This window comes from Streptomyces sp. NPDC001492 (genome assembly GCF_053597275.1).
The window spans coordinates 393,771-413,868 of sequence record NZ_JBSFHW010000003.1; the positions used below are offsets into that span (position 1 = coordinate 393,771).

14 protein-coding genes are annotated in these 20,098 nt (G+C 70.8%); 9 read left to right on the top strand and 5 right to left on the bottom strand.

The window, feature by feature from the left end:
* The 3 genes from ACWC1K_RS05935 to ACWC1K_RS05945 form a co-directional block, all read right to left on the bottom strand.
* The gene (locus ACWC1K_RS05935) at positions 1–3,045 is read right to left on the bottom strand and encodes an alpha-mannosidase (protein ID WP_450829016.1); all 3,045 of its coding nucleotides are present in this window, start codon (positions 3,043–3,045) and stop codon (positions 1–3) included.
* Between the two features lie 64 nt (positions 3,046–3,109).
* Complete coding sequence (locus tag ACWC1K_RS05940; RefSeq protein WP_450829017.1) at positions 3,110–4,447, bottom strand: 6-phospho-beta-glucosidase; 1,338 nt, start codon at positions 4,445–4,447, stop codon at positions 3,110–3,112.
* On the bottom strand, positions 4,444–5,208 hold the full coding sequence (locus ACWC1K_RS05945; protein WP_450829046.1) for a DeoR/GlpR family DNA-binding transcription regulator: 765 nt from the start codon (positions 5,206–5,208) through the stop codon (positions 4,444–4,446). The genes ACWC1K_RS05940 and ACWC1K_RS05945 overlap by 4 nt, the downstream gene beginning before the upstream one ends.
* Before the next feature lie 129 nt (positions 5,209–5,337).
* Between ACWC1K_RS05945 and ACWC1K_RS05950 the strand changes: the two genes are divergently transcribed.
* The 9 genes from ACWC1K_RS05950 (at position 5,338) to ACWC1K_RS05990 (ending at position 18,112) form a co-directional block, all read left to right on the top strand.
* Positions 5,338–6,372, top strand: a complete 1,035-nt coding sequence (locus tag ACWC1K_RS05950) for a carbohydrate kinase family protein (RefSeq protein ID WP_450829018.1) — start codon at positions 5,338–5,340, stop codon at positions 6,370–6,372.
* Between the two features lie 64 nt (positions 6,373–6,436).
* Positions 6,437–7,714, top strand: a complete 1,278-nt coding sequence (locus ACWC1K_RS05955; protein ID WP_450829019.1) for an ABC transporter substrate-binding protein — start codon at positions 6,437–6,439, stop codon at positions 7,712–7,714.
* A gap of 34 nt (positions 7,715–7,748) precedes the next feature.
* The gene (locus tag ACWC1K_RS05960) at positions 7,749–8,723 is read left to right on the top strand and encodes a carbohydrate ABC transporter permease (protein WP_450829047.1); all 975 of its coding nucleotides are present in this window, start codon (positions 7,749–7,751) and stop codon (positions 8,721–8,723) included.
* Positions 8,720–9,589: a carbohydrate ABC transporter permease gene (locus ACWC1K_RS05965; protein ID WP_450829020.1), complete on the top strand. Its 870-nt coding sequence runs from the start codon at positions 8,720–8,722 to the stop codon at positions 9,587–9,589. The genes ACWC1K_RS05960 and ACWC1K_RS05965 overlap by 4 nt, the downstream gene beginning before the upstream one ends.
* A 27-nt stretch (positions 9,590–9,616) precedes the next feature.
* Positions 9,617–10,684: an alkaline phosphatase family protein gene (locus ACWC1K_RS05970; RefSeq protein WP_450829021.1), complete on the top strand. Its 1,068-nt coding sequence runs from the start codon at positions 9,617–9,619 to the stop codon at positions 10,682–10,684.
* A complete protein-coding gene (locus tag ACWC1K_RS05975) occupies positions 10,681–13,620 on the top strand; it encodes a glycoside hydrolase family 2 TIM barrel-domain containing protein (RefSeq protein ID WP_450829022.1) in 2,940 nt (979 codons plus the stop codon). Before ACWC1K_RS05970 ends, ACWC1K_RS05975 begins: the two co-directional genes overlap by 4 nt.
* A 54-nt stretch (positions 13,621–13,674) precedes the next feature.
* Positions 13,675–15,531 (top strand): LamG-like jellyroll fold domain-containing protein, encoded by a 1,857-nt coding sequence (locus tag ACWC1K_RS05980; RefSeq protein WP_450829023.1) that lies wholly within the window; start codon positions 13,675–13,677, stop codon positions 15,529–15,531.
* Positions 15,532–15,570: 39 nt separating this feature from the next.
* Positions 15,571–17,244 carry a histidinol-phosphatase gene (locus tag ACWC1K_RS05985; RefSeq protein WP_450829024.1) on the top strand — a complete coding sequence of 558 codons (1,674 nt, stop codon included), beginning with the start codon at positions 15,571–15,573 and terminating at the stop codon, positions 17,242–17,244.
* Positions 17,245–17,281: 37 nt separating this feature from the next.
* Positions 17,282–18,112 (top strand): PaaX family transcriptional regulator, encoded by an 831-nt coding sequence (locus ACWC1K_RS05990; RefSeq protein ID WP_450829025.1) that lies wholly within the window; start codon positions 17,282–17,284, stop codon positions 18,110–18,112.
* Here ACWC1K_RS05990 and ACWC1K_RS05995 read toward each other — a convergent pair.
* Entirely contained in the window at positions 18,103–18,558 is a 456-nt protein-coding gene (locus tag ACWC1K_RS05995) for a MaoC family dehydratase (protein ID WP_030936488.1), read from the bottom strand. The two genes, ACWC1K_RS05990 and ACWC1K_RS05995, sit on opposite strands and share 10 nt — an antisense overlap.
* Before the next feature lie 32 nt (positions 18,559–18,590).
* A complete protein-coding gene (locus ACWC1K_RS06000) occupies positions 18,591–20,093 on the bottom strand; it encodes an acyl-CoA synthetase (protein ID WP_450829026.1) in 1,503 nt (500 codons plus the stop codon).
* Between the last annotated feature and the right edge of the window lie 5 nt (positions 20,094–20,098).

Here is a 20,098-nt window from a genome sequence, read left to right on the forward strand (position 1 = left end):
TCAGCCCCTCCGCAGCCGGAGGGTCAGGATCTGGAAGGGGCGCAGCGTGACCGGGACTGCTCCCTCGACGAGCTCCGCGTCCTGCAGCGGGCGCTCCAGCAGGTCGGTGACCTGGGCGCCGGCGAGCGGGAAGCCGGTGCGCAGGGTGCCCTGGGCGCGGCCGCCGCGGGACTCGTAGAGCCGGACGACCACGTCGCCGGACTCGTCGTCGGCCAGCTTCACCGCCTCGACCGTCACGCCCTCGCCCTCCACCGATACGACCGGCTCGGGCGCGCCCGCGGAATCCGCCACCCGGAGCGGGAGGTTGAGGGCGTAGCCCTCCGCGACCGCGTCCTCGATGCTCGCTCCGGGCAGGAGGGAGTAGACGAAGCGGTGGCGGCCCTGGTCGGCCTCCGGGTCCGGGATGCGCGGGGCGCGCACCAGGCTGAGGCTCACGCGGGTCGTCGTACCGCCGTCCTCGCGGACCGTGCGGGAGACGTCGTGGCCGTAGGTCGAGTCGTTGATGACCGCGACGCCGTAGCCGGGCTCGGCGATGTGCACCCAGCGGTGGCCGGAGACCTCGAAGCGGGCCGCCTCCCAGCTGGTGTTGGTGTGGGTGGGCCGCTGGATGTGGCCGAACTGGATCTCCGCGGAGGAGTGCGGGGCCCGGATGTCGACCGGGAAGCCCGCCTTGAGGATCTTCTCGGCCTCGTGCCAGTCGATGTCGGTCTCGAAGTCGATACGGGGGCTGCCGGCGCGCAGGGTGATCGTCTGGGTGAGCCTGGAGCCCTTGCCGAAGCTGCGTTCCACGCGGATGGCGCCGAGCAGCGGGTCCTGCTCGACGACCGTGACCGAGTCGGCGTCCAGCAGGTCGGTGTAGCGGTTCCTGTAGTGCTTGTCGATGTCCCAGGCGTCCCAGTAGTTCGGAAGGTCGGTGTGCAGACGGAGCAGGTTGCCCTGGTCGGCGAGGACCTCGCGACCGCCGGCCCGCAGGTCCCGTACGGACGCCAGCGTGCCGTCCTCGGCCACCTCGACGCGGACCAGGCCGTTGTCGAGGACCCGTCCGGCCACCGTCACCGGCTGCGGCGGCTCGGCGGCCGCGAGCGGAGCGCTGCCGCTCGCCGGCACCTCGACGTACGCCGGGCCGCCCTCGGCCGCGCGCACGACCTCGGCCCGGTCGAAGGGGCTGGTGTTGAAGACCCGGGCCGTGCCACCGCCCAGCGCGGCGACCGCCTCGGCCGTCAGCTCCTCCAACTCCCGTGCCACACGGGCGTATTCGGCCTCCGCCTCGCGGTGCACCCACGCGATCGACGAACCCGGCAGGATGTCGTGGAACTGGTGGAGGAGGACCGTCTTCCACAGGCGGTCCAGCTTCTCGTACGGATAGGAGTAGCCCGGCGCGTGCAGCGCGGCCGTGGTCGCCCACAGCTCGGCCTCGCGCAGGCGGTGCTCCGAGCGGCGGTTGCCCTGCTTGGTGCGGGCCTGGGAGGTGTAGGTGGCGCGGTGCAGCTCCAGGTAGAGCTCGCCGTTCCAGACCGGGGCGTCCGGGTACTCCTCGCGGGCCTTGGCGAAGAAGTCGTCCGGGTGCTCGACGACGACCTTGGGCGAGCCCTCCAGGTCGGCGAGCCGGCGCGCGCGCTCCATGATCTCGCGGGTGGGGCCGCCGCCGCCGTCGCCCCAGCCGAAGGGGGCGAGGGAGCGGGTACCGGCGCCCTTCTCGGCGTAGTTGCGGACCGCGCGGTCCATCTCCGCGCCGCTGAAGCGGGCGTTGTAGGTGTCGACCGGCGGGAAGTGGGTGAAGATGCGGGTGCCGTCGATGCCCTCCCACCAGAAGGTGTGGTGGGGAAAGGTGTTGGTCTGGTTCCAGGAGATCTTCTGGGTGAGGAACCACTCGTTGCCGGCCAGCTTGGCGAGCTGCGGGTAGGCCGCGTTGTAGCCGAAGGAGTCCGGCAGCCAGACGCCCTTGGTCTCGATGCCGAAGTGCTCGATGAAGAACCGCTTGCCGTGGACGAGCTGGCGGGCGATGGCCTCGCCGCCGGGCAGGTTGCCGTCGGACTCGACCCACATGCCGCCGACCGGCGCCCACTGGCCCTTCTTCACGGACTCCTGGATGCGCGCCCAGACCTTGGGGTAGTTGTCGCGCACCCACTCGTACTGCTGGGCCTGGGAGCAGGCGAAGATGAAGTCGTCGTACTCGTCGGCGAGCGCGGTGACGTTGGAGAAGGTGCGGGACGTCTTGCGCTTGGTCTCGCGGATGGGCCACAGCCAGGCCGAGTCGATGTGCGCGTGGCCGACGCCGGAGACGGTGTGGGCGCTGGCGTGGGCGGGCTTGGCGAGGACGGGCGCGAGCACCGCGCGGACGGCGGCGGCGCTGCCGGAGACGTCGTCCAGGTCGAGGGCGTCCATGGCCCGGTCGAGGGTGTGCAGGATCTCGTGGCGGCGGGGTTCGTGCTCGCCGAGGTGGACCATGAGTTCGCGCAGGACCTGGAGGTCCAGGTCGAGGTGGAAGACCTCCTCGTCGAGGACGGCGAGGTCGGCGCGCCGGAAGGTGTAGAGCGGCTTGTCGCCCGCCGTCAGGACATCGCCGAGAGGGGTGGGCTCGGAGAAGTTGTTCGCCAGGATGTCCGGGTTCGAGGCCGCCTCGACCAGGTAGTCGATCTCCTCGCCGCCCGTGGCCGGGTTGGCGATCGGCACGTACTGGTTGAGCGGGTTGACCGCCTTGAGGGGGGTCCCGTCGGTGAGGTGGACCAGCGCCTCGGCCTGGTTGCCCGGCCAGTCGCCCGTGAAGCCGAGGTCGATGACCGTCTCGACGCGCTTTCCGGCCCACTCGGCGGGCACCTGCCCGCGCATCCGGAACCAGGTCGTGCCCCAGGGCGGACCCCACGGGGTGCCCATCGCGAAGGGCTCGTACGAGGCGGCCGCGGCCTCCTCGAAGGGGACCGGCTCGCCCGGCGCCTGCCAGGCCTCGACCGTCAGGGGGACGGTGGCCGCGTAGATCGCGGTCTTGATGCGCTGGTTGTGGAGGCGCTCGGCGCGCTCCTCGATCCGGCGGCGTTCGTCGTGCATGAGAGGTCTCCAGAGAGAGGGCGGCGAGGGCGCACCATGCGGGAAAGCGCTTTCCGCCGGGAGCTTACTTCAGGTAGGAGAGGCCGGGGTGGACGGCCGTGTAGCCCTCGACCAGCCGTCGGGCCACGTTCACGGAGTCGACCAGCGGGTGCAGCGCGAAGGCCTTCACAGCCGTCGTGCGGGAGCCGGACTCGGCGGCGGCGAGGACCTCGCGCTCGACGGCCTTCACGGCGCAGACCAGGCCGGTGGCGTGCTCGGGCAGCGGGGCCACGGCGACCGGGTGCCCGCCGTTGGCGTCGACCAGGCAGGGGACCTCGATGACGGCCTCGGCGTCGAGCACCGAGAGGGTGCTGCGGTTGCGGACGTTGAGGATCAGGGTGGTGCGCTCGTCGCGGGCGATGGCCCGCATCAGCGCGAGGGCGACCTTCTCGTAGCCGCCGGAGAGGTCGTCGGCGTCGCGTTCGCCCGCGCCCGCGGTCTCCCGGTTCTCGGCCATGTACGTCGCCTCGCGCTCGGCCCGGGTGCGGTCCCAGGCGGCGAGGGCCTGGGCGCCGGGGTCGCGCATCTCCTCGTAGAAGTGGGCCTGCTGCTCGCGCAGGAAGGCGCCGCGGGTCTTCTCGGCCTGCTGGTAGGCGCGGACGGCCTCGCGGTTGAAGTAGTAGTAGTGCAGGTATTCGTTGGGGATCGCGCCGAGGGACTGGAGCCAGTCGACGCCGAAGAGCTTGCCCTCCTCGAAGGAGCCGAGCAGGTCGGGGTCGGCGAGCAGCCGCGGCAGCTCGTCGCGGCCCGCGATGTGCAGGCCGCGGACCCAGCCGAGGTGGTTGAGGCCGACGTAGTCGATCCACGCCTCCTTCGGGTTGCCGCCGAGGACACGGGCGATCCGGCGGCCGAGGCCGACCGGGGAGTCGCAGATGCCGATGACGCGGTCGCCGAGGTGGCGGGACATCGCCTCGGTGACCAGGCCGGCCGGGTTGGTGAAGTTGATGACCCAGGCCTCCGGGGCGAGACGGGCCACCCGCTGGGCGATGTCCACGGCCACGGGCACGGTCCGCAGGCCGTAGGCGATGCCGCCCGCGCCGACCGTCTCCTGGCCGAGGACGCCTTCCGCGAGGGCCACGCGCTCGTCGTTCGCCCTGCCCTCCAGGCCGCCGACGCGGATCGCGGAGAAGACGAAGTCGGCGCCGCGCAGGGCCTCGTCCAGGTCGGTCGTGGCGGTCACCTCCGGGGCGTCCGCGACCTGCGCGGCCTGCTCCGCGAGGACGCGGGTCACCGCGGACAGCCGGCCCGCGTCCAGGTCGTGCAGGACGACCTCGGTGACCCTGCCCTCGCCGCGGTCGCCCAGCAGGGCCCCGTACACGAGCGGCACGCGGAACCCGCCGCCGCCCAGAATCGTCAGCTTCACGCCTGCACCTTTCCTGCCACGACCACCTCGACGCCCGCCTCCTCCAGGGAGGAGCGGGTCGCCGGGTCGACCGGGGCGTTCGTCACCACCACGTCCAGGTCCTGGGGACCGCAGACCTTCGCCATGCCCGTACCCGGGAACTTCGCCTGGTCGGCGAGGAGGACGACCTTGTCGCTCGCCTTGATCATGGCGCGTTTGACCGGCACCTCGACGACCGTCGTGTCCATCACCTGCCCGCCCGGGCGCACTCCACTGGTGCCGAGGAAGAGCCAGTCGGCGTGCAGCTGGCGCAGGTTGTCCTCGGTGAGGAAACCGACCAGGGAGCGGTACTCGCGGCGGACCATGCCGCCGAGCAGCACCAGCTCGATGCCCTCGTCGTCGGCGAGCTCCTCGTAGACCACCAGATTGCTGGTGATCACGGTGAGCCGGCGGCCGTGCAGCTGGCGGGCGAGCCGGAAGGCGGTGGTGCCGATGTCGAGCAGCACCGACTGGCCGTCCTTGACCATCGCGGCGGCGCGCTCGGCTATCGCGTCCTTCTCGGACACGCGCACCTCGGCGACCTCGGCGAAGGGCTGGTCGCCCTCCTCCACGACGGCGCCGCCGTGCACACGGGTGAGCAGACCGTCCTCCTCCAGCTTGACCAGGTCGCGCCTGATCGTGGCGGGGCTCACACCCAGCTGCTCGGAGAGGTCGGTCACAGCCGCGGGCCCGCCGGAGCGCAGGGCCCGCAGGATGAGTTGGTGTCGTCGTTCTGCCAGCACGGCGTGAACACTACTCGTCATCTTCAATCAAATCCATGCTCAGTTCTGCTCGGGTATTGACCAATCTCGTGGATCAGCGCACGATTCCGGTCATCGAAAATGACGAGTTTTGACGAGAGGCTGTTTCGCGTGGACGACGACAGGCCCGACGTGCTCCTGACCGGGCTGCTCTTCTACGACCTCGTCCTCACCGGGCTCGGGAAGCCGCCGACGCCCGGCGAGGAGATCTGGACGGGCGGGATGGGCTGCGGCCCCGGCGGCATCGCGAACCTCGCGGTGGCCGCGTCCCGGTTCGGCCTTCGCACCTCGCTGGCCACGGTCTTCGGTGACGACTTCTACGGCGAGTACTGCCGTGACGTCCTGTGCGACCAGGAGGACATCGACCTCTCGCTCTCCCGCACCGCGGACGGCTGGCCCACCCCCGTCACCGTCTCGCTCGCCACCGGCCACGACCGGGCCCTGGTCACCCACGGCCAGGAACCCCCGTACTCGCAGGACACGCTGATGGGCGACCCGCCCGAGGCGCGCACCGCCCTCGTGCACCTCGAGGCCGAGCCGCGCGAGTGGCTTGCGAAGGCCGCCGCGAACGGCACACAGATCTACGCCGACGTCGGCTGGGACCCCACCCAGGAGTGGTCCACCGACCTCCTCGACCAGCTGAAGCTGTGCCACGCCTTCCTCCCCAACGAGACCGAGGCAACGGCCTACACCCGTACCGACAGCGCGGTCGCAGCCCTCGGCACGCTCTCCGAGCTGGTGCCGGTGGCCGTGGTCACCCGCGGCGGGGACGGCGCGGTGGCCGTCGACCAGACGACGGGCGAGTACGCCGAGGTCCCGGCCCTCGACGTCGACGTCCTGGACGCCACCGGCGCCGGCGACGTCTTCGGCGCGAGCTTCGTCGCGGCCTCGCTCGGCGGCTGGCCCCTGGAGGAACGGCTGCGGTTCGCCGTGCTCGCCGCCGGGCTGTCCGTCGGCCACCACGGCGGGGCGCTGGCCGCTCCCGGCTGGTACGGCGTCGACCGCTGGTGGCGGTCGCTGAAAGATCCCGGACTGCGGCGCGCGTACGGCTTCCTGGCCGACCGGATCCCGGCCGACCCCGGACCGCCCGTGCGGCACGCCCCCGTCACCCCGCCCGCCCATACGCCCGTCGGCCCCCACGCCTGAGAACGGCGGCACTGCCCCCCTCGAACCCCCTCTCCACGTCGAACAGGAACAACAGGAGTGACCCGTGGACCTTTCTCGTAGAGGCTTCCTCCAGGCCGCCGCGCTCACCGCGGCCGCCTCCGGCCTGACCGTCGCATGCGGCGGCAGCTCGGGCTCGGGCGGCACCAAGAACGGCAAGGACCTCACCTTGTGGTACTGGGGCGGCGCGCTCAGCGACAAGGTGGTCGCGGAGGCGAAGACCCACTTCAGCAGTTCGGTCAAGCTGACCTCCGCCTCCATAGGCGGCGACTTCAAGCAGAAGCTCACCACCACCATCGCCGCGGGCACCTCCGTGCCGGACATCACCGGTATCAAGGGCGAGGACATCGCGTCCTTCCTGCCCAACGCCGACCGCTTCCTCGACCTGAACGACCTCGGCTTCAAGAAGCTCTCGTCCCAGTACCTGGACTGGAAGACCAAGCTCGCCCAGACCAAGGACGGCAAGCAGATCGGCTTCCCGATCGACATCGGCCCCACCGCGCTCTTCTACCGCGAGGACTTCTTCGCCAAGGCCGGGGTGCCCACCGACCCCGACAAGGTCGCCGCCCTGGTCAAGACCTGGGAAGACTATTTCACGCTCGGCACCGAGCTGCAGAAGAAGAACCCCGGCACCTACCTGGTCAACAACATCGGCTCCATGTTCGACATGACCGTCGGCCAGGGCACCGAGCGGTTCATCGACAAGAACAACCACTTCATCGGCGACCAGGACCACATCCGCGCCGCATGGACCACGTCGGTGCGCCCCTACACCCTCGGCCTCGACGCCAAGATCAACGACAACACCTGGAACGCCGCCGTCGGCAAGACCCTCCTCACCGAGCTCGGCGCGGCCTGGCACGCTCTGGACATCGAGCAGGCCGCTCCGCAGACCAAGGGCAAGTGGCGGGTGTGCGCGATGCCCGTCGGACCGGCCAACCAGGGCGGCTCCTACCTGGCCCTGCCCAGGCAGTGCCGCAACCCTGAAGAGGCGTTCAAGATCATCAGCTGGATCCTCAGCCCCGCCAACGACGCCCGCGGCTTCACCGACGCCGCCATCTTCCCCGCCGCCCCGGCCGCCTACACCACGCCGGCCATGACGGGCCCCGACGCCTTCTTCGGCGGACAGAAGATCATCGACGTCTTCGGACCGGCCGCCAAGGCCGTGCCGATCGCGTACGAGGCCCCGGCCGACGCCGCTGTCATGGCCCCCTACAAGACGGAACTGACCAACATCGAGGCCAAGGGCAAGAAGCCCGACGACGCCTGGAAGGACGCCGTCAGCCAGGCCAAGCAGATCGCCCGGCGGCAGGGGGTGAGCTGAGGTGACGTCCCCACCGGTCACCGGCTCCGCCGAGGTGCCACAGCGCCTCGGCGGGCCGGGCCCGGCCCGGTTCCGCCCGCGGCGCACACCGCCCGCGGGCTCCGCTCGGCCCAGGCGGCGCGGCCCGCTGGCGTACTGGCGGCAGTACCTGGCGATCTCGCCGTTCTACCTGATCTTCGCCGCGTTCTCCTTCTTCCCCGTCTTCTACTCGCTGTACCTGGCCTTCCAGCGCTGGGACGGCATGGGCACCATGCAGTTCGTGGGCCTGCAGCAGTTCAGGTTCCTGTGGGACGACCCGGTCTTCTGGCTGTCGATCCGCAACACCCTGGTGATCTGGGTGCTGTCCACCGTGCCCACCCTGTTCGGCGCGCTGATGCTGGCGACGCTGCTGCACTCGGTGCGCCGCTTCAAGGGCTTCTACCGCATCGCGCTGTACGTCCCGAACGTCACCTCGATCGTCGCCGTGGCGATCTTCTTCGGCGCGGTGTTCAGCAACAACTTCGGTCTGGTCAACGCGATCCTGGGCATGGTCGGCATCTCGCCGGTTCCGTGGCTGAGCAACCCGTGGCTGATCAAGCTGGTCATCGCGCTGCTGATGACCTGGCAGTGGACCGGCTACAACATGATCATCTATCTGGCCGGCCTGCAGGCGATACCGAACTCGATCTACGAGGCGGCGAAGATGGACGGCGCGGGCCCCATCCGCACGTTCTTCCAGATCACGATCCCGATCATGCGGCCGATCATCCTGTTCACCGTCATCATCTCGACCATCAACGGTCTGCAGAGCTTCAGCGAGCCCCAGGTCCTGTTCGGCAGCAACGCCGCCAACGCGAACCTCGGCGGTCCCGGCCAGGCGGGTCTGACCACGTTGCTGTACTTCTACCAGTCGGCCTTCCTCAACAACGACTACGGCTACGGCGCGGCCATCGTGTGGGCCTTCTTCGTACTGATCATCATCCTCGTCGCCGTCAACTGGCGCATCACCACACGGGGGAGGAAGGCATGACGGCCGTCGACACCACGAGGCCGGCCACGGGCGGCAGGCGACGGCGCCGCCCCAGGGGCCTCACGGCGCACATCATCCTCGTCGTGGCCGTCCTGGTCTCGGTCTTCCCCTTCGCGTGGACGATCGTCATGGCGACCAACACCACCCAGGACATCTACAAGAGCCCGCCGAAGTTCACCTTCGGCTCCCATCTGCTGGAGAACATCCGGCATGTGCTGAACACCATCGATTTCTTCGGGTCGATGCTCAACACGGTGATGGTCGCGACCGTCACCACCGTCCTGGTGCTCTTCGTCGACTCCCTCGCGGCCTTCACCTTCGCCAAGTTCGACTTCCCCGGGCGCAAGCTGCTGTTCGGCACGCTGCTGCTGTTCATGATGCTGCCGCTGCAACTGGCGATCCTGCCGCAGTTCATCCTCATGTCGAAGATCGGCTGGGTCGGCATGCTCAAGGCGCTGGCCCTGCCCTCCCTGGCCAACGCCTTCGGCATCTTCTGGCTGCACCAGTACATCCAGAACGGCGTGCCCGACGAACTCCTCGACGCCGCGCGCATCGACGGCGCCGGGTTCTTCCGCCAGTACTGGAACATCGCCCTGCCGATGATCAGGCCCGCGCTGTCGTTCCTCGCGATCTACGCCTTCGTCAACTGCTGGAACGACTACGTCTGGCCCCTCGTCGTGCTCACCGACCCGGGCCATGTGACCCTCCAGGTGGAGCTCGCCCAGCTCAACGTCGGCCACACCACCGACTACAGCATGGTCATGGCGGGTGTGCTGATGGCGGCGCTTCCGCTGGTCATCGTGTTCAGCATCTTCGCCCGCGGGTTCATCGCGGGAGCCACCGAGGGAGCGGTGCAGGGCAGCTGAGACGGAGTCGCGAGAGAGGGGTGGGCGGTGACGTACGACGTCGACGGTGAGCGGCCGGGACGCGGCAAGGTGCTCGTGGTGGGCATGGACGGTTTGCGGTTCGACCGGCTGACCCGGTCGCCCTCCACCGCCCCCGTGCTGCACGGCCTGATGGCGGCGGGCGCCGTCGGCACCAGCCTGCTGCCCTACGGCGAGGCCGACGGCCAGGCGGAGAACGGGCCGTCGGCCGGCATGGCGTACACCGACTCCGGGCCCGGCTGGTCGAGCATCCTGACCGGGGTGTGGCCCGACCGGCACGGCGTGCGGGCCAACGACTTCGTCGGCGCCGACTACGCCCGCTACCCCGACTTCCTGACCCGCGCCACCACAGCCGGTCTGCGCACCGCGGCCGCGGTGTCCTGGCCGCAGCTGGTCCGCCGCGGCACCCTCGGCCCCGCCATCGGCCGGCGCCGGCGCTACAACGGCGAGTTCCGCGGCTACATGACCGCGGACCGCCGCGTCGCCCGCACCGCCCTGCGCTGGCTCACCCAGCACGACCCGGACGTCGTGTTCGTGTACTTCGGCGCCACCGACGAGGCCGGCCACGACACCGGCCCCCTCTCCCCCGCCTACGACCGGGCCCTCCTCGCCCAGGACGCCCACCTGGGGCGGCTGCTGGAGGCGATCGACGCCCGGCGCGGCGATCCGCGCCGGGCCGGCGAGCGCTGGACCGTGCTGGTCACCACGGACCACGGGCACCTCGACAGCGGCGGCCACGGCGGCGACACGCACGCGGAACGGGAGGTCTTCGTCATCCTCGCCGAGCCCGGCGGGCCGGACGGAATACGGCCCGCCGACGGCCGACCCGACGACACCCAGCCCTTCGGCACCGAACCCGCCCACCGCCGACCCGACAGCACGCGGCCCGACGACACCCAGCCGGCCGACAGCCCACCCCGCAGCCCCCGGCTCCGCGGCGCCCGGCTCGACTCACCCCGTCTCATCGACATCGCCCCCACCGTCCTGGACCGGCTCGGTATCCCCGTCGACCCCGCCTGGGGCCTGCAGGGCCGCGTCCTCCCCCGGCCCATCGCACCGACTTCGGACAGGTCATGACCGACGCACTCCCCGCCGATCCCCTGATCGCCCTCCGCCCCTGGCAGACACCCGAGGTGACCTCCTGGGGCCGCCTCCCCATGAACGCCGTCGACCGGCGCTCCGGAGCCCTCTCCCTGGACGGCGACTGGCGCTTTCAGTTGCTTCCCGCTCCGGACGCGCCGGTCGGCGGTGACTGGTCCTCGTCGTACGTCCCCGGCGTGTGGACCATGCAGTCCGCCGGTGCCGGCGACCTGCCGCAGTACACCAACGTCCGCATGCCGTTCTCCGAGTTCCCGCCCGGCTCCCCCGCCGCCAACCCGACGGGCGTGTACGAGCGCGAGGTGGACGTCCCCGCCGACTGGGCCGGACGCCGGATCGTGCTCCAGGTCGGGGCCGCCGAGAGCGTGCTGCTGGTGCATGTCGACGGGCGGCCCGTCGGGATCTCCAAGGACTCCCATCTGGCCGCCGAGTTCGACCTCACGGACGTGGTGCGGGCCGGCGAGCGGTCGACCGTACGGCTGACCGTGGTGAAGTGGTCGGACGCCTCGCACATCGAGGACCAGGACCAGTGGTGGCACGGCGGCATCACGCGCTCGGTACTGCTGTACGCGACCGATCCCCTGCACCTGGCCGATGTGACGGTGCGGGCGTCGTACGACGGCGAGCTGCGCGTCGACTGCCGGGTGCGGGACACGCGCGGCGCGCTGCCCGACGGGTGGTGTGTCAGCGGCGAGCTGGAGGGTCAACTCCTCGGCCAGGACCGGGAGTTCGACCGCGTCAACGCCGAGGACGACCGCGTCTCCGACTTCCTGGGCGAGGCCCGCATCCACACCTCCGTCCCCGAGGTGCGCACCTGGAACGCCGAGACCCCCGAGCTGTACGACCTCACCGTCCGCCTGCACCGCGCCGACGGCACGGTCGCCGACACCTCGCAGCACCGGATCGGCTTCCGCGACGTCGAGATCGCCGGACGGGACCTGCTCGTCAACGGCGAGCGGGTCTTCATCCGGGGCGTCAACCGGCACGACTTCCATCCGCTGACGGGCAGGACGGTCTCGTACGACGACATGCGCGCGGACCTCGTCCTGCTCAAGCGGTTCGGTTTCAACGCGATCCGCACCTCCCACTACCCGAACGACCCGGCACTGTACGACCTCGCCGACGAGCTCGGCTTCTACGTCGTCGACGAGGCGGACATCGAGTCCCACGACCACGCCCACGAGATCGCCGACGACCCGCGCTACCTGGGCGCCTTCGTGGACCGGGTCTCGCGGATGGTGCTGCGGGACAAGAACCACCCGTCGATCATCATCTGGTCGCTGGGCAACGAGTCGGACTACGGGGCCCACCACGACGCGGCGGCGGGCTGGCTACGGCGGCACGATCCGACGCGGCCGGTCCAGTACGAGGGCGCCGCGAAGCTGGACTGGGCGGCGACGGACGACGCCTCCGACATCGCCTGCCCGATGTACGCGCCGCTGGAGGACTGCGTCGCCCACGCCCTGTCGGGCCGGCAGACCCGGCCCCTCATCCAGTGCGAGTACTCCCATGCGATGGGCAACAGCAACGGCACCCTGGCGGACCATTGGGCGGCCATCGAGTCAACGCCAGGTCTTCAGGGCGGGTTCATCTGGGAGTTCTGGGACCACGGAATTCTGCAACGCGTGAACGACGGAAGACCGGCCGGGCGCGCGGGCGCCGGCCTGTATGACAACGGTGTCACCGCGCCCGGCCACCGCTGGGCGTACGGCGGCGACTTCGGCGAGACGATCCATGACGGAGCGTTCATCGCCGACGGAGTCGTCTTCCCGGACCGCACCCCGAAGCCGGTCCTGTACGAGCACCGGGAGATCGCGGCGCCGCTGCGCATCGAGTGCTTCAAGCACGAGGGCATCGTGCTCGGCAACCACCAGCACTTCCGGGGCCTGGACTGGCTGTCCGGCCGGTGGGAGCTGTCCCTCGCCGACGGCCGCACGCTGACCGCGCCCGCCGAACTGCCCGCCCTGCGGCCCGGCGAGACGGCCGCCGTGCCACTCCCCTTCGACGTCCCGCGCGACGGCGGCGAGGCCTGGCTGACACTGCGGGTGACGACCTCCGAGGACCAGCCCTGGGCGCCGCGCGGCACGGACGTGTGCGCGCCCCAGGTGCAGCTGCGCGGGCCGTCCGTGTCCTGGGAGGTTCCCGTGGACGGTGCCGTCGAGGTCGACGACGAGGGCCTGCTGGTCCATCCGTTGCTGACGGCGGCCCCCACCCTCTCCCTGTGGCGGGCGCCCACCGACAACGACGAACTCGGCGGCATCGCCCTGCGCTGGCGGACCTGGGGGCTCGACTCGCTCGTCCGCAAGGTCGTGTCGGTACGGCAGGACGGCGGCCGGGTCACCGTGGACGCCGAGTACGCGGGCACGGTCGGCGTCGTCCTGCACCGGCAGGTGTTCACCCCCGTCGAGGGCGCCATCCGCATCGACGAGGAGGCCGAACTGCCCGACGAGTTCCACGATGTGGCGCGGGTCGGCTCGGTCTTCGAGACGGTACCGGGCCTTGACCTGCTGGAGTGGTTCGGGCAGGGCCCGTGGGAGTCGTATCCCGACCGGAGCGTCGGCGCACCCGTCGGCCACCACTCCGTGCCCGTCGACGCGCTGTTCACCCCCTATCTGCGCCCGCAGGAGAGCGGCGGGCGGCACGGTGTACGGCACTTCACACTGTCCGCGGCGGACGCGACCGGCCTCGCGGTCGTGCTGGACGAACCGCGCCAGGTCTCCGTCGCCCGCCATCGTGCCGAGGACCTGACCGCCGCCTCGCACCACGACGAGCTGGTGCCGCGCCCCGGGTGCGTGGTGCACCTGGACGCGGCGCACCGCGGGCTCGGCACCGCGTCGTGCGGGCCGGACACCTCCGCCTCGTATCTGATCCCGCCGGGTGTTCACCGCTGGAGCTGGACCCTGCGCGTTCTGTGAGCCCCCGCCACCCCGCCCTTCCCCGTTTCTCACGTCACCTTTCACGGAGCACACGTGTGCACTTCGCATGACCGCCACCAGGGCGAGGCCGCGCAGGCCGGTGCCGCCCGCCGCAGTTTCCTCAGAGCCACCGCGCTGCTCGGCGCCGCCGCCGGCGCCGGGGTCGCGCTGCCGGCCGTCGCCGAGGCGGCACCGGCGAGCGCGAGCAGGTGGCGGCCCGACGCCCACAGCCGTCGCTTCACCCTCGCCGTCATGCCCGACACGCAGTACCTCTTCGACGGACCCAGCATCGACAAGGCGCCGGTCGAGGCGTCCCTGCGCTATCTGCTGGAGCACGGCAAGGACGAGAACCTCGTCTTCCTGTCCCACCTGGGCGACCTCACCCAGAACGGCGCCAAGGACGAATTCGCCGCGATCAGCGAGGCGTTCGGGCTGCTGGACCGCAGGGGCGTCGGCTACAGCGTCCTGGCCGGCAACCACGACGTACGGTCCTCGACGGACGACCAGCGCGGCTCGACGCCGTACCTGGACACGTTCGGGCCGCAGCGCTTCAAGGGAAGGAAGACGTTCGGCGGCGCGTCCGACGACGGCTACAACACCTACCACCTGTTCAGGGCGGCCGGGCGCGAGTGGCTGGTGCTGGCCCTGGACTGGCGGCTGTCGGCGAAGGGGTACGCCTGGGCGAAGGACGTGCTCGCCAAGCACCCGAAGGCGCCGGTCATCCTCACCACGCACGAACTCGTCGTCGAGGACGACCAGTTGTCGACGTACGGTCAGCAGCTGTGGGACCAGCTGGTCGAGGAGCACGACCAGATCTTCCTCACCCTGAACGGCCACTACTGGCCCGCGGGCCGCGCGACCCGCAAGAACGCGGCGGGCAACGACGTACACCTGCATCTCACGAACTACCAGAACCGCTACTTCGGCGGGGCGGCGATGATCCGCCTCTACCGCTTCGACCTGGATCGGGGCGTCATCGACGTGGAGACCGTCTCCCCGTGGATCCTCGGCCGGGCGGGCAAGGGCCTGAACGAGCTGGAGCGGCAGGAGATCGAGCTGAGCGGTGACGCGGACCGCTTCTCGGTGGAGATCGACTTCGAGAAACGTTTCGCCGGATTCGCCCCGGTCCCGGCACGTCCGGCCCGCCCCGCGTCCAAGGTCGTCATCCCCGGCACGGTCGCCTACTGGCGCTTCGACAACCACGACAACAAGGGCGACGGTACGGCGGTCGACGGCATCGTCCGTGACCTGTCCGGGCGCGGCAACGACCTCACCCTCGTCACGGTGGGCGGCGGCGCCCTCACCTGGTCCGTGGACCACCACCCCGACCAGCCCGGCCACGGCAGCCTGGAGTTCCAGGGCTTCAAGTCGCCGCTGAAGGGCGCGTACCTGAAGACGGTCGACGGCGCCCCGCTCAACTCGGCGACGTTCAAGGACGGTTACACCATCGAGGCGTTCTACCGCCTGCCCGCCGACTGGGACCCGGACCACCACGCCTGGTCCGGCATCGTCGGCCGCACCGGCACGGGCGGCGCGGCGGGCAAGACCGCCGACGACCCCGACGAGCCGCTGGCCACCCTCTCGCTGTCCAACGACCGCGAGCCGCAGTGGGCGATGCGCCCCCTCAACCAGCAGGGCATCGCCACCAACTGGGGCCAGGAGACCCCGCTGGAGACCTGGTGGCACCTCGCGGTCGTCAACGACGGCAAGCACACGACCCTCTACGTCGAGGGCTGCCCGGTCGTCCGCAACCCGAAGGCCCCCGCGGTCGGCATCACCTCCGTCGGACTGCCGTGGCTGCTCGGCGGCTACGAGTACGCGGGCAGGATCGACCAGATCCTGCACGGTCGCCTCGGCGACGTGCGGATCGTCTCGCGGGCGCTGCCCGTCACCTCCTTCATGAACCACTGATCTCACTGCTCTCCACACTGACCTGCACAGGAACTCACGATGACCGAGCAGCGGCTGCCCGCCTGGGCCGACCCGTCCGTCTCCCCCGCCCACCTCGACGCCCAGGGCGTCTCGCGACGCGGGCTCCTGCGCCGCGCAGGCCTGTTCGGCGCGGCGTTCACCCTCGGGTCGATGGCGACCCCCGCCTTCGCCGCCTCCTCGCAGCCCCGCTTCGGCGGCAGCGACCCGCGTCTCGCCTACCTGGTCGGCGACCACCACGTCCACTCCGTCTACAGCCACGACGCCAAGTACACGTTCTCGCAGCAGGCGCAGGCGGCCGCCACGTACGGCCTGGACTGGATGGTGTTCAACGAGCACTCCAACTTCGGGCACGCCCGCTACGGCGCCGCGCTGGAGCACCAGGAGATCCTCAGGGCCCGGGCCGAGAACCCGCGCCAGCTGATCTTCCAGGGCCTGGAGTGGTACATCCCGGCCGCCGAGCACTGCACGATCTTCGCCGCGCCCGGCCCCCACGAGACCGACCTGCTCACGCAGTTCGAGCTGGCCTACGACGGCAAGCTCCTCGGCTACACCGACGGTTCCGCGACCGGCATCGACACCGCCCGCAACGAGGCGCACGCCGTGAAGGCCATCAAGTGGCTGGCCGAGCAGCGCGATTCGGGTTACGTCGACGACGTCCTCGTCCTCGCCAACCACCCCCTGCGCCTCGGCATCGACTCCCCGCACGAGATGCGCAACTGGCGGGACGCGGCCCCCGAGATCATGATCGGCATGGAGGGCGCACCGGGCGCCCAGGGCGCGGCCATCCCCGGCTGGCGCGGCGCCACCTCGATCCGCGGCGAGTACGAGAACAAGCCGTCGGCGCAGTCCTGGGCGGGCTACCCGGCGGACGCGTATCTGACGTACGGCGGCTTCGACTGGGCGACGGCGACGGTCGGCGGCCTGTGGGACTCGATGCTCGCCGAGGGCCGCCTCTTCACGATCACCACCAACTCCGACAACCACCGCACGGTCTTCGACACCTGGAAGAACGGCGACTGGCCGGCCGGCCAGACCTTCGACAACACCGGAAAGCTGCCCGACCCGGTCAACACCGACACCCCGCAGGCGGGCAGTGACTTCTGGCCGGGCGAGTTCAGCCGCACCCACGTCGGCGTGACCCGCTACGGCTACCGCGCGGTGATGGCGGGTCTGCGTGCGGGCCGTGTCTGGCTCGACCACGGACACCTGCTCGACGGCCTCGACGTCCGCCTGAAGCGGGACTGCGACGCCGGCCGGGGCGTCACGCTCGGCGGGCGGCTGCGCGTCCGCAAGGGCGAGAAGATCACCCTGTACGTCACCGTCACGACCGCCTCCCGGGCCAACCCGCGGGGCATCCTGCCCCAGTTGGCGCACGTGGACGTGATCCGGGGCGCGGTGCGCGGCCCGGTGACCGACCGGGACAGCTGGCAGGCGCCGGACACCAGGGTCGTCCGGACGAAGGACGTGTCCGGCCGCCAGGGGACGTACACCCTGCGCATCCCGCTGACCGTCGGGGACGAGTCCTTCTACGTCCGGCTGCGCGGCAGCGACGGCAACCGCCACGGAGCGGGGTACCTGGGCGCCTCGGTCGACCCCAACGGGCCGATTCCGCACGAGCCCGGCAACGGTGATCCGTGGGCTGACACCTGGTTCTATTCGAACCCTGTCTTCGTCGACGTGGCAGGTGGCTGACACGTCGAAGTGATCCCTCGCGTCGTACCGTGGCCGCATGACCGGTGAAGAGTCGTTGCGGCCGCAGTCCCTCCTGCTGACGTTTCTCGGGGACCAGGTGCTGGGGCGGGACGTCTGTGTGTACTCGGGCAGCGTGATCGACGTCTTCGCGCGCGCCGGGGTCGGCGAGCAGGCGACCCGCTCGACGCTGACCCGGATGGTCAAGCGGGGGCTGCTGCGCCGCCAGCGCGAGGGGCGCAAGATGTACTTCGGGCTGACCGAGCACTCGGCGGCGGTGCTGCGGGACGGTGAGCACCGGATCTGGCAGACCGGTGCGGTCAACCGGCAGTGGGACGGCACCTGGACCCTGCTCGGCTTCTCACTGCCGGAGTCCTGGCAGCGTCAGCGGCACGATCTGCGCTCCAAGCTCACCTGGAGCGGTTTCGGCCCGCTGTTCAGCGGTCTGTGGATCGCGCCGGGCGAGGTCGACGTGGCGGAGCTGGTGTCCGAGCTGGGGCTCGCCGCGCATGTGAAGGTCTTCCGTGCGCACGCCGACGCCGGCATGGACATCGGGGCGATGATCGAGGAGACCTGGGAGCTGTCCGAACTGGCCGCTCGCTACGAGGAGTTCGTGCGCCGCTGGGAGGCCTGGGAGAGCCGGCTGCCGGACGCGGACGACGCCCTCGCGCTGCGGCTGCGGCTCCAGGCCGAGTGGCTGCAGGTGATCCGCCGCGACCCGCGCCTCCCGGTCAAGCACCTGCCGGACGACTGGCCGGCGGAACGGGCCGAGAAGACGTTCCGGGCGGTGTACGACCGGCTCACACCGCTCGCACAGGAGGCCTCGGAGCGCCTTCTCGACCTGGTGCCGGTACGCCCCGATCAGGCGTAGAACCGCGACAGGCTCTGCAGTACGGCCGCGGGCTTCGTGCCGCCCTCGATCTCGATCGTGCCGTCCACGGTGATCTGCACACCGCCCGGCACCTCCTCCACCTCCGCCAGCTTTCCGACCAGGCGGATGCGGGAGCCGACCTTCACGGGGGAGGGGAAACGGACCTTGTTCAGGCCGTAGTTGACCTTCGTGGTGACGCCCTGGACGTCCAGGAGTTCCGTGAACAGGGGGATGAAGAGGGAGAGGGTGAGGTAGCCGTGGGCGATCGGGGCGCCGAAGGGGCCCTCGGCGGCGCGCTCGGGGTCCACGTGGATCCACTGGTGGTCGCCGGTGGCGTCGGCGAAGGTGTTGATGCGCTCCTGGGTGACCTCGATCCATTCGCTGGTGCCCAGGTCGCTGCCCGCGAGCTTCTTCAGTTCGTCGATGCCGTTGACGGTGACGCTCATGTAGCTGTCCTTACGTGGAAAGTTTCAGGAGTTCAGGAGTTGGTGCCGTAGCGCTTGCGCACGCGGGACTTGAGGAGCTTTCCGGAGGCGGTGCGCGGGAGTTCGTCCGCGAGGACCACCGACTTCGGGATCTTGTACTTGGCGAGCTGCCCGGCGAGGGAGGCGAGGATCTCGTCGGCGTCGATCGTGGCGCCCTCACGCGGCACGACGACCGCGCGCGGCACCTCGCCCCACTTCTCGTCCGGCACGCCGATGACGGCGCACTCGACGATGTCGGGGTGGGCGAGGAGGCGGTCCTCGATCTCGGCGGGGTAGATGTTCTCGCCCCCGGAGATGATCATGTCCTTGATGCGGTCGACGATGTAGACGTAGCCGTCCTCGTCGACGCCCGCCGCGTCCCCGGTGCGGAACCAGCCGTCCGCGAAGGCCGCCGCGGTCTCCTCTGGCAGCCCCCAGTAGCCGGACATGACGGCGGGGCCGCGGACCACGACCTCGCCGTTCTCCCCCGGCTCGACCGGGGTGAGGTCGGGCCGCACCACCCGGACGTCGGCGAAGAAGTGCGGCACCCCCGCCGAGCCGGTCTTGCTGACCGACTGCGCGCCGTCGAGGAAGCAGACGCCGAGCGCCTCGGTCATGCCGTAGCCCTGCAGGAACGTCAGCCCGCGCGCCTGGTACGTCTCGATCAGCGGGGTCGGCACCGGGGCGCCGCCGCAGCTGAGCATCCGCACCGACGACAGGTCGGCGTCCGGCCAGCGCGGCTGGCGGGCGATCTGCTCGAACATCGCCGGCACCCCGAACATGTAGGTGATCCGGTGGCGTTCGACCAGGTCGAGGGTGCCCGCCGGATCGAAGGTCTCGACGAGGACGCAGGTGCCGCCCTTGAGCAGTACCGGCAGGGTGAGCACGGTCAGGCCGGCGATGTGGAACAGCGGCGCCGACACCAGCGCCCGCTCGTCGGTCTGGAGGTCCTTGTCGATGAGGAAGTTGACGCTGTTCCAGGTGACGTTGGCGTGCGAGAGCATCGCGCCCTTGGGGCGGCCGGTGGTGCCCGAGGTGTAGAGGATCAGACAGGTGTCGTCGGCGGCGACGGGCTCGTCGATCGGCTCCTCGGCAGACGCGGCGAGCAACTCCTCGTATTCCGGGCCGACTTCGAGGAACACACGGACGTCCGTGCTGCCCGGCAGACCGGCGACGAGTCCGGCGTGCGAGGGGCCGTAGACGAGGACCTTCGCGCCGGAGTCGGCGAGCTGGTAGGCGATCTCGGGGCCGGCCAGGCGGGTGTTCTGCGGGACGAAGATCGCGCCGAGCATTCCGGCCGCGAACAGCGTCTCCAGGAAGGAGGGGTGGTTGGGCCCGAGGTAGGCGACCCGGTCGCCGCGCCGAACGCCCCGGGCGCGCAGGGCGTGGGCGAGGCGGGTGGTGCGGGTGTACAGCTCGCCGTAGGTGAGCGTCGTGCCGCCGTGGATCAGGGCGGTGCGGTGCGGGGTCTTGCGGGCCCGGCGTGCGGGCCACGACCCGAGTCCCTCGTTGCGCATCTACG

Bases quoted from the DNA above. Each gene is read 5' to 3' on its own strand.
- ACWC1K_RS05975 (WP_450829022.1), top strand. From the start codon at position 10,681: ATGACCGACGCACTCCCCGCCGATCCCCTGATCGCCCTCCGCCCCTGG.
- ACWC1K_RS05995 (WP_030936488.1), bottom strand. From the start codon at position 18,558: ATGAGCGTCACCGTCAACGGCATCGACGAACTGAAGAAGCTCGCGGGC.
- ACWC1K_RS05985 (WP_450829024.1), top strand. From the start codon at position 15,571: ATGACCGAGCAGCGGCTGCCCGCCTGGGCCGACCCGTCCGTCTCCCCC.
- ACWC1K_RS05990 (WP_450829025.1), top strand. From the start codon at position 17,282: ATGACCGGTGAAGAGTCGTTGCGGCCGCAGTCCCTCCTGCTGACGTTT.
- ACWC1K_RS05965 (WP_450829020.1), top strand. From the start codon at position 8,720: ATGACGGCCGTCGACACCACGAGGCCGGCCACGGGCGGCAGGCGACGG.
- ACWC1K_RS05935 (WP_450829016.1), bottom strand. From the start codon at position 3,045: ATGCACGACGAACGCCGCCGGATCGAGGAGCGCGCCGAGCGCCTCCAC.
- ACWC1K_RS06000 (WP_450829026.1), bottom strand. From the start codon at position 20,093: ATGCGCAACGAGGGACTCGGGTCGTGGCCCGCACGCCGGGCCCGCAAG.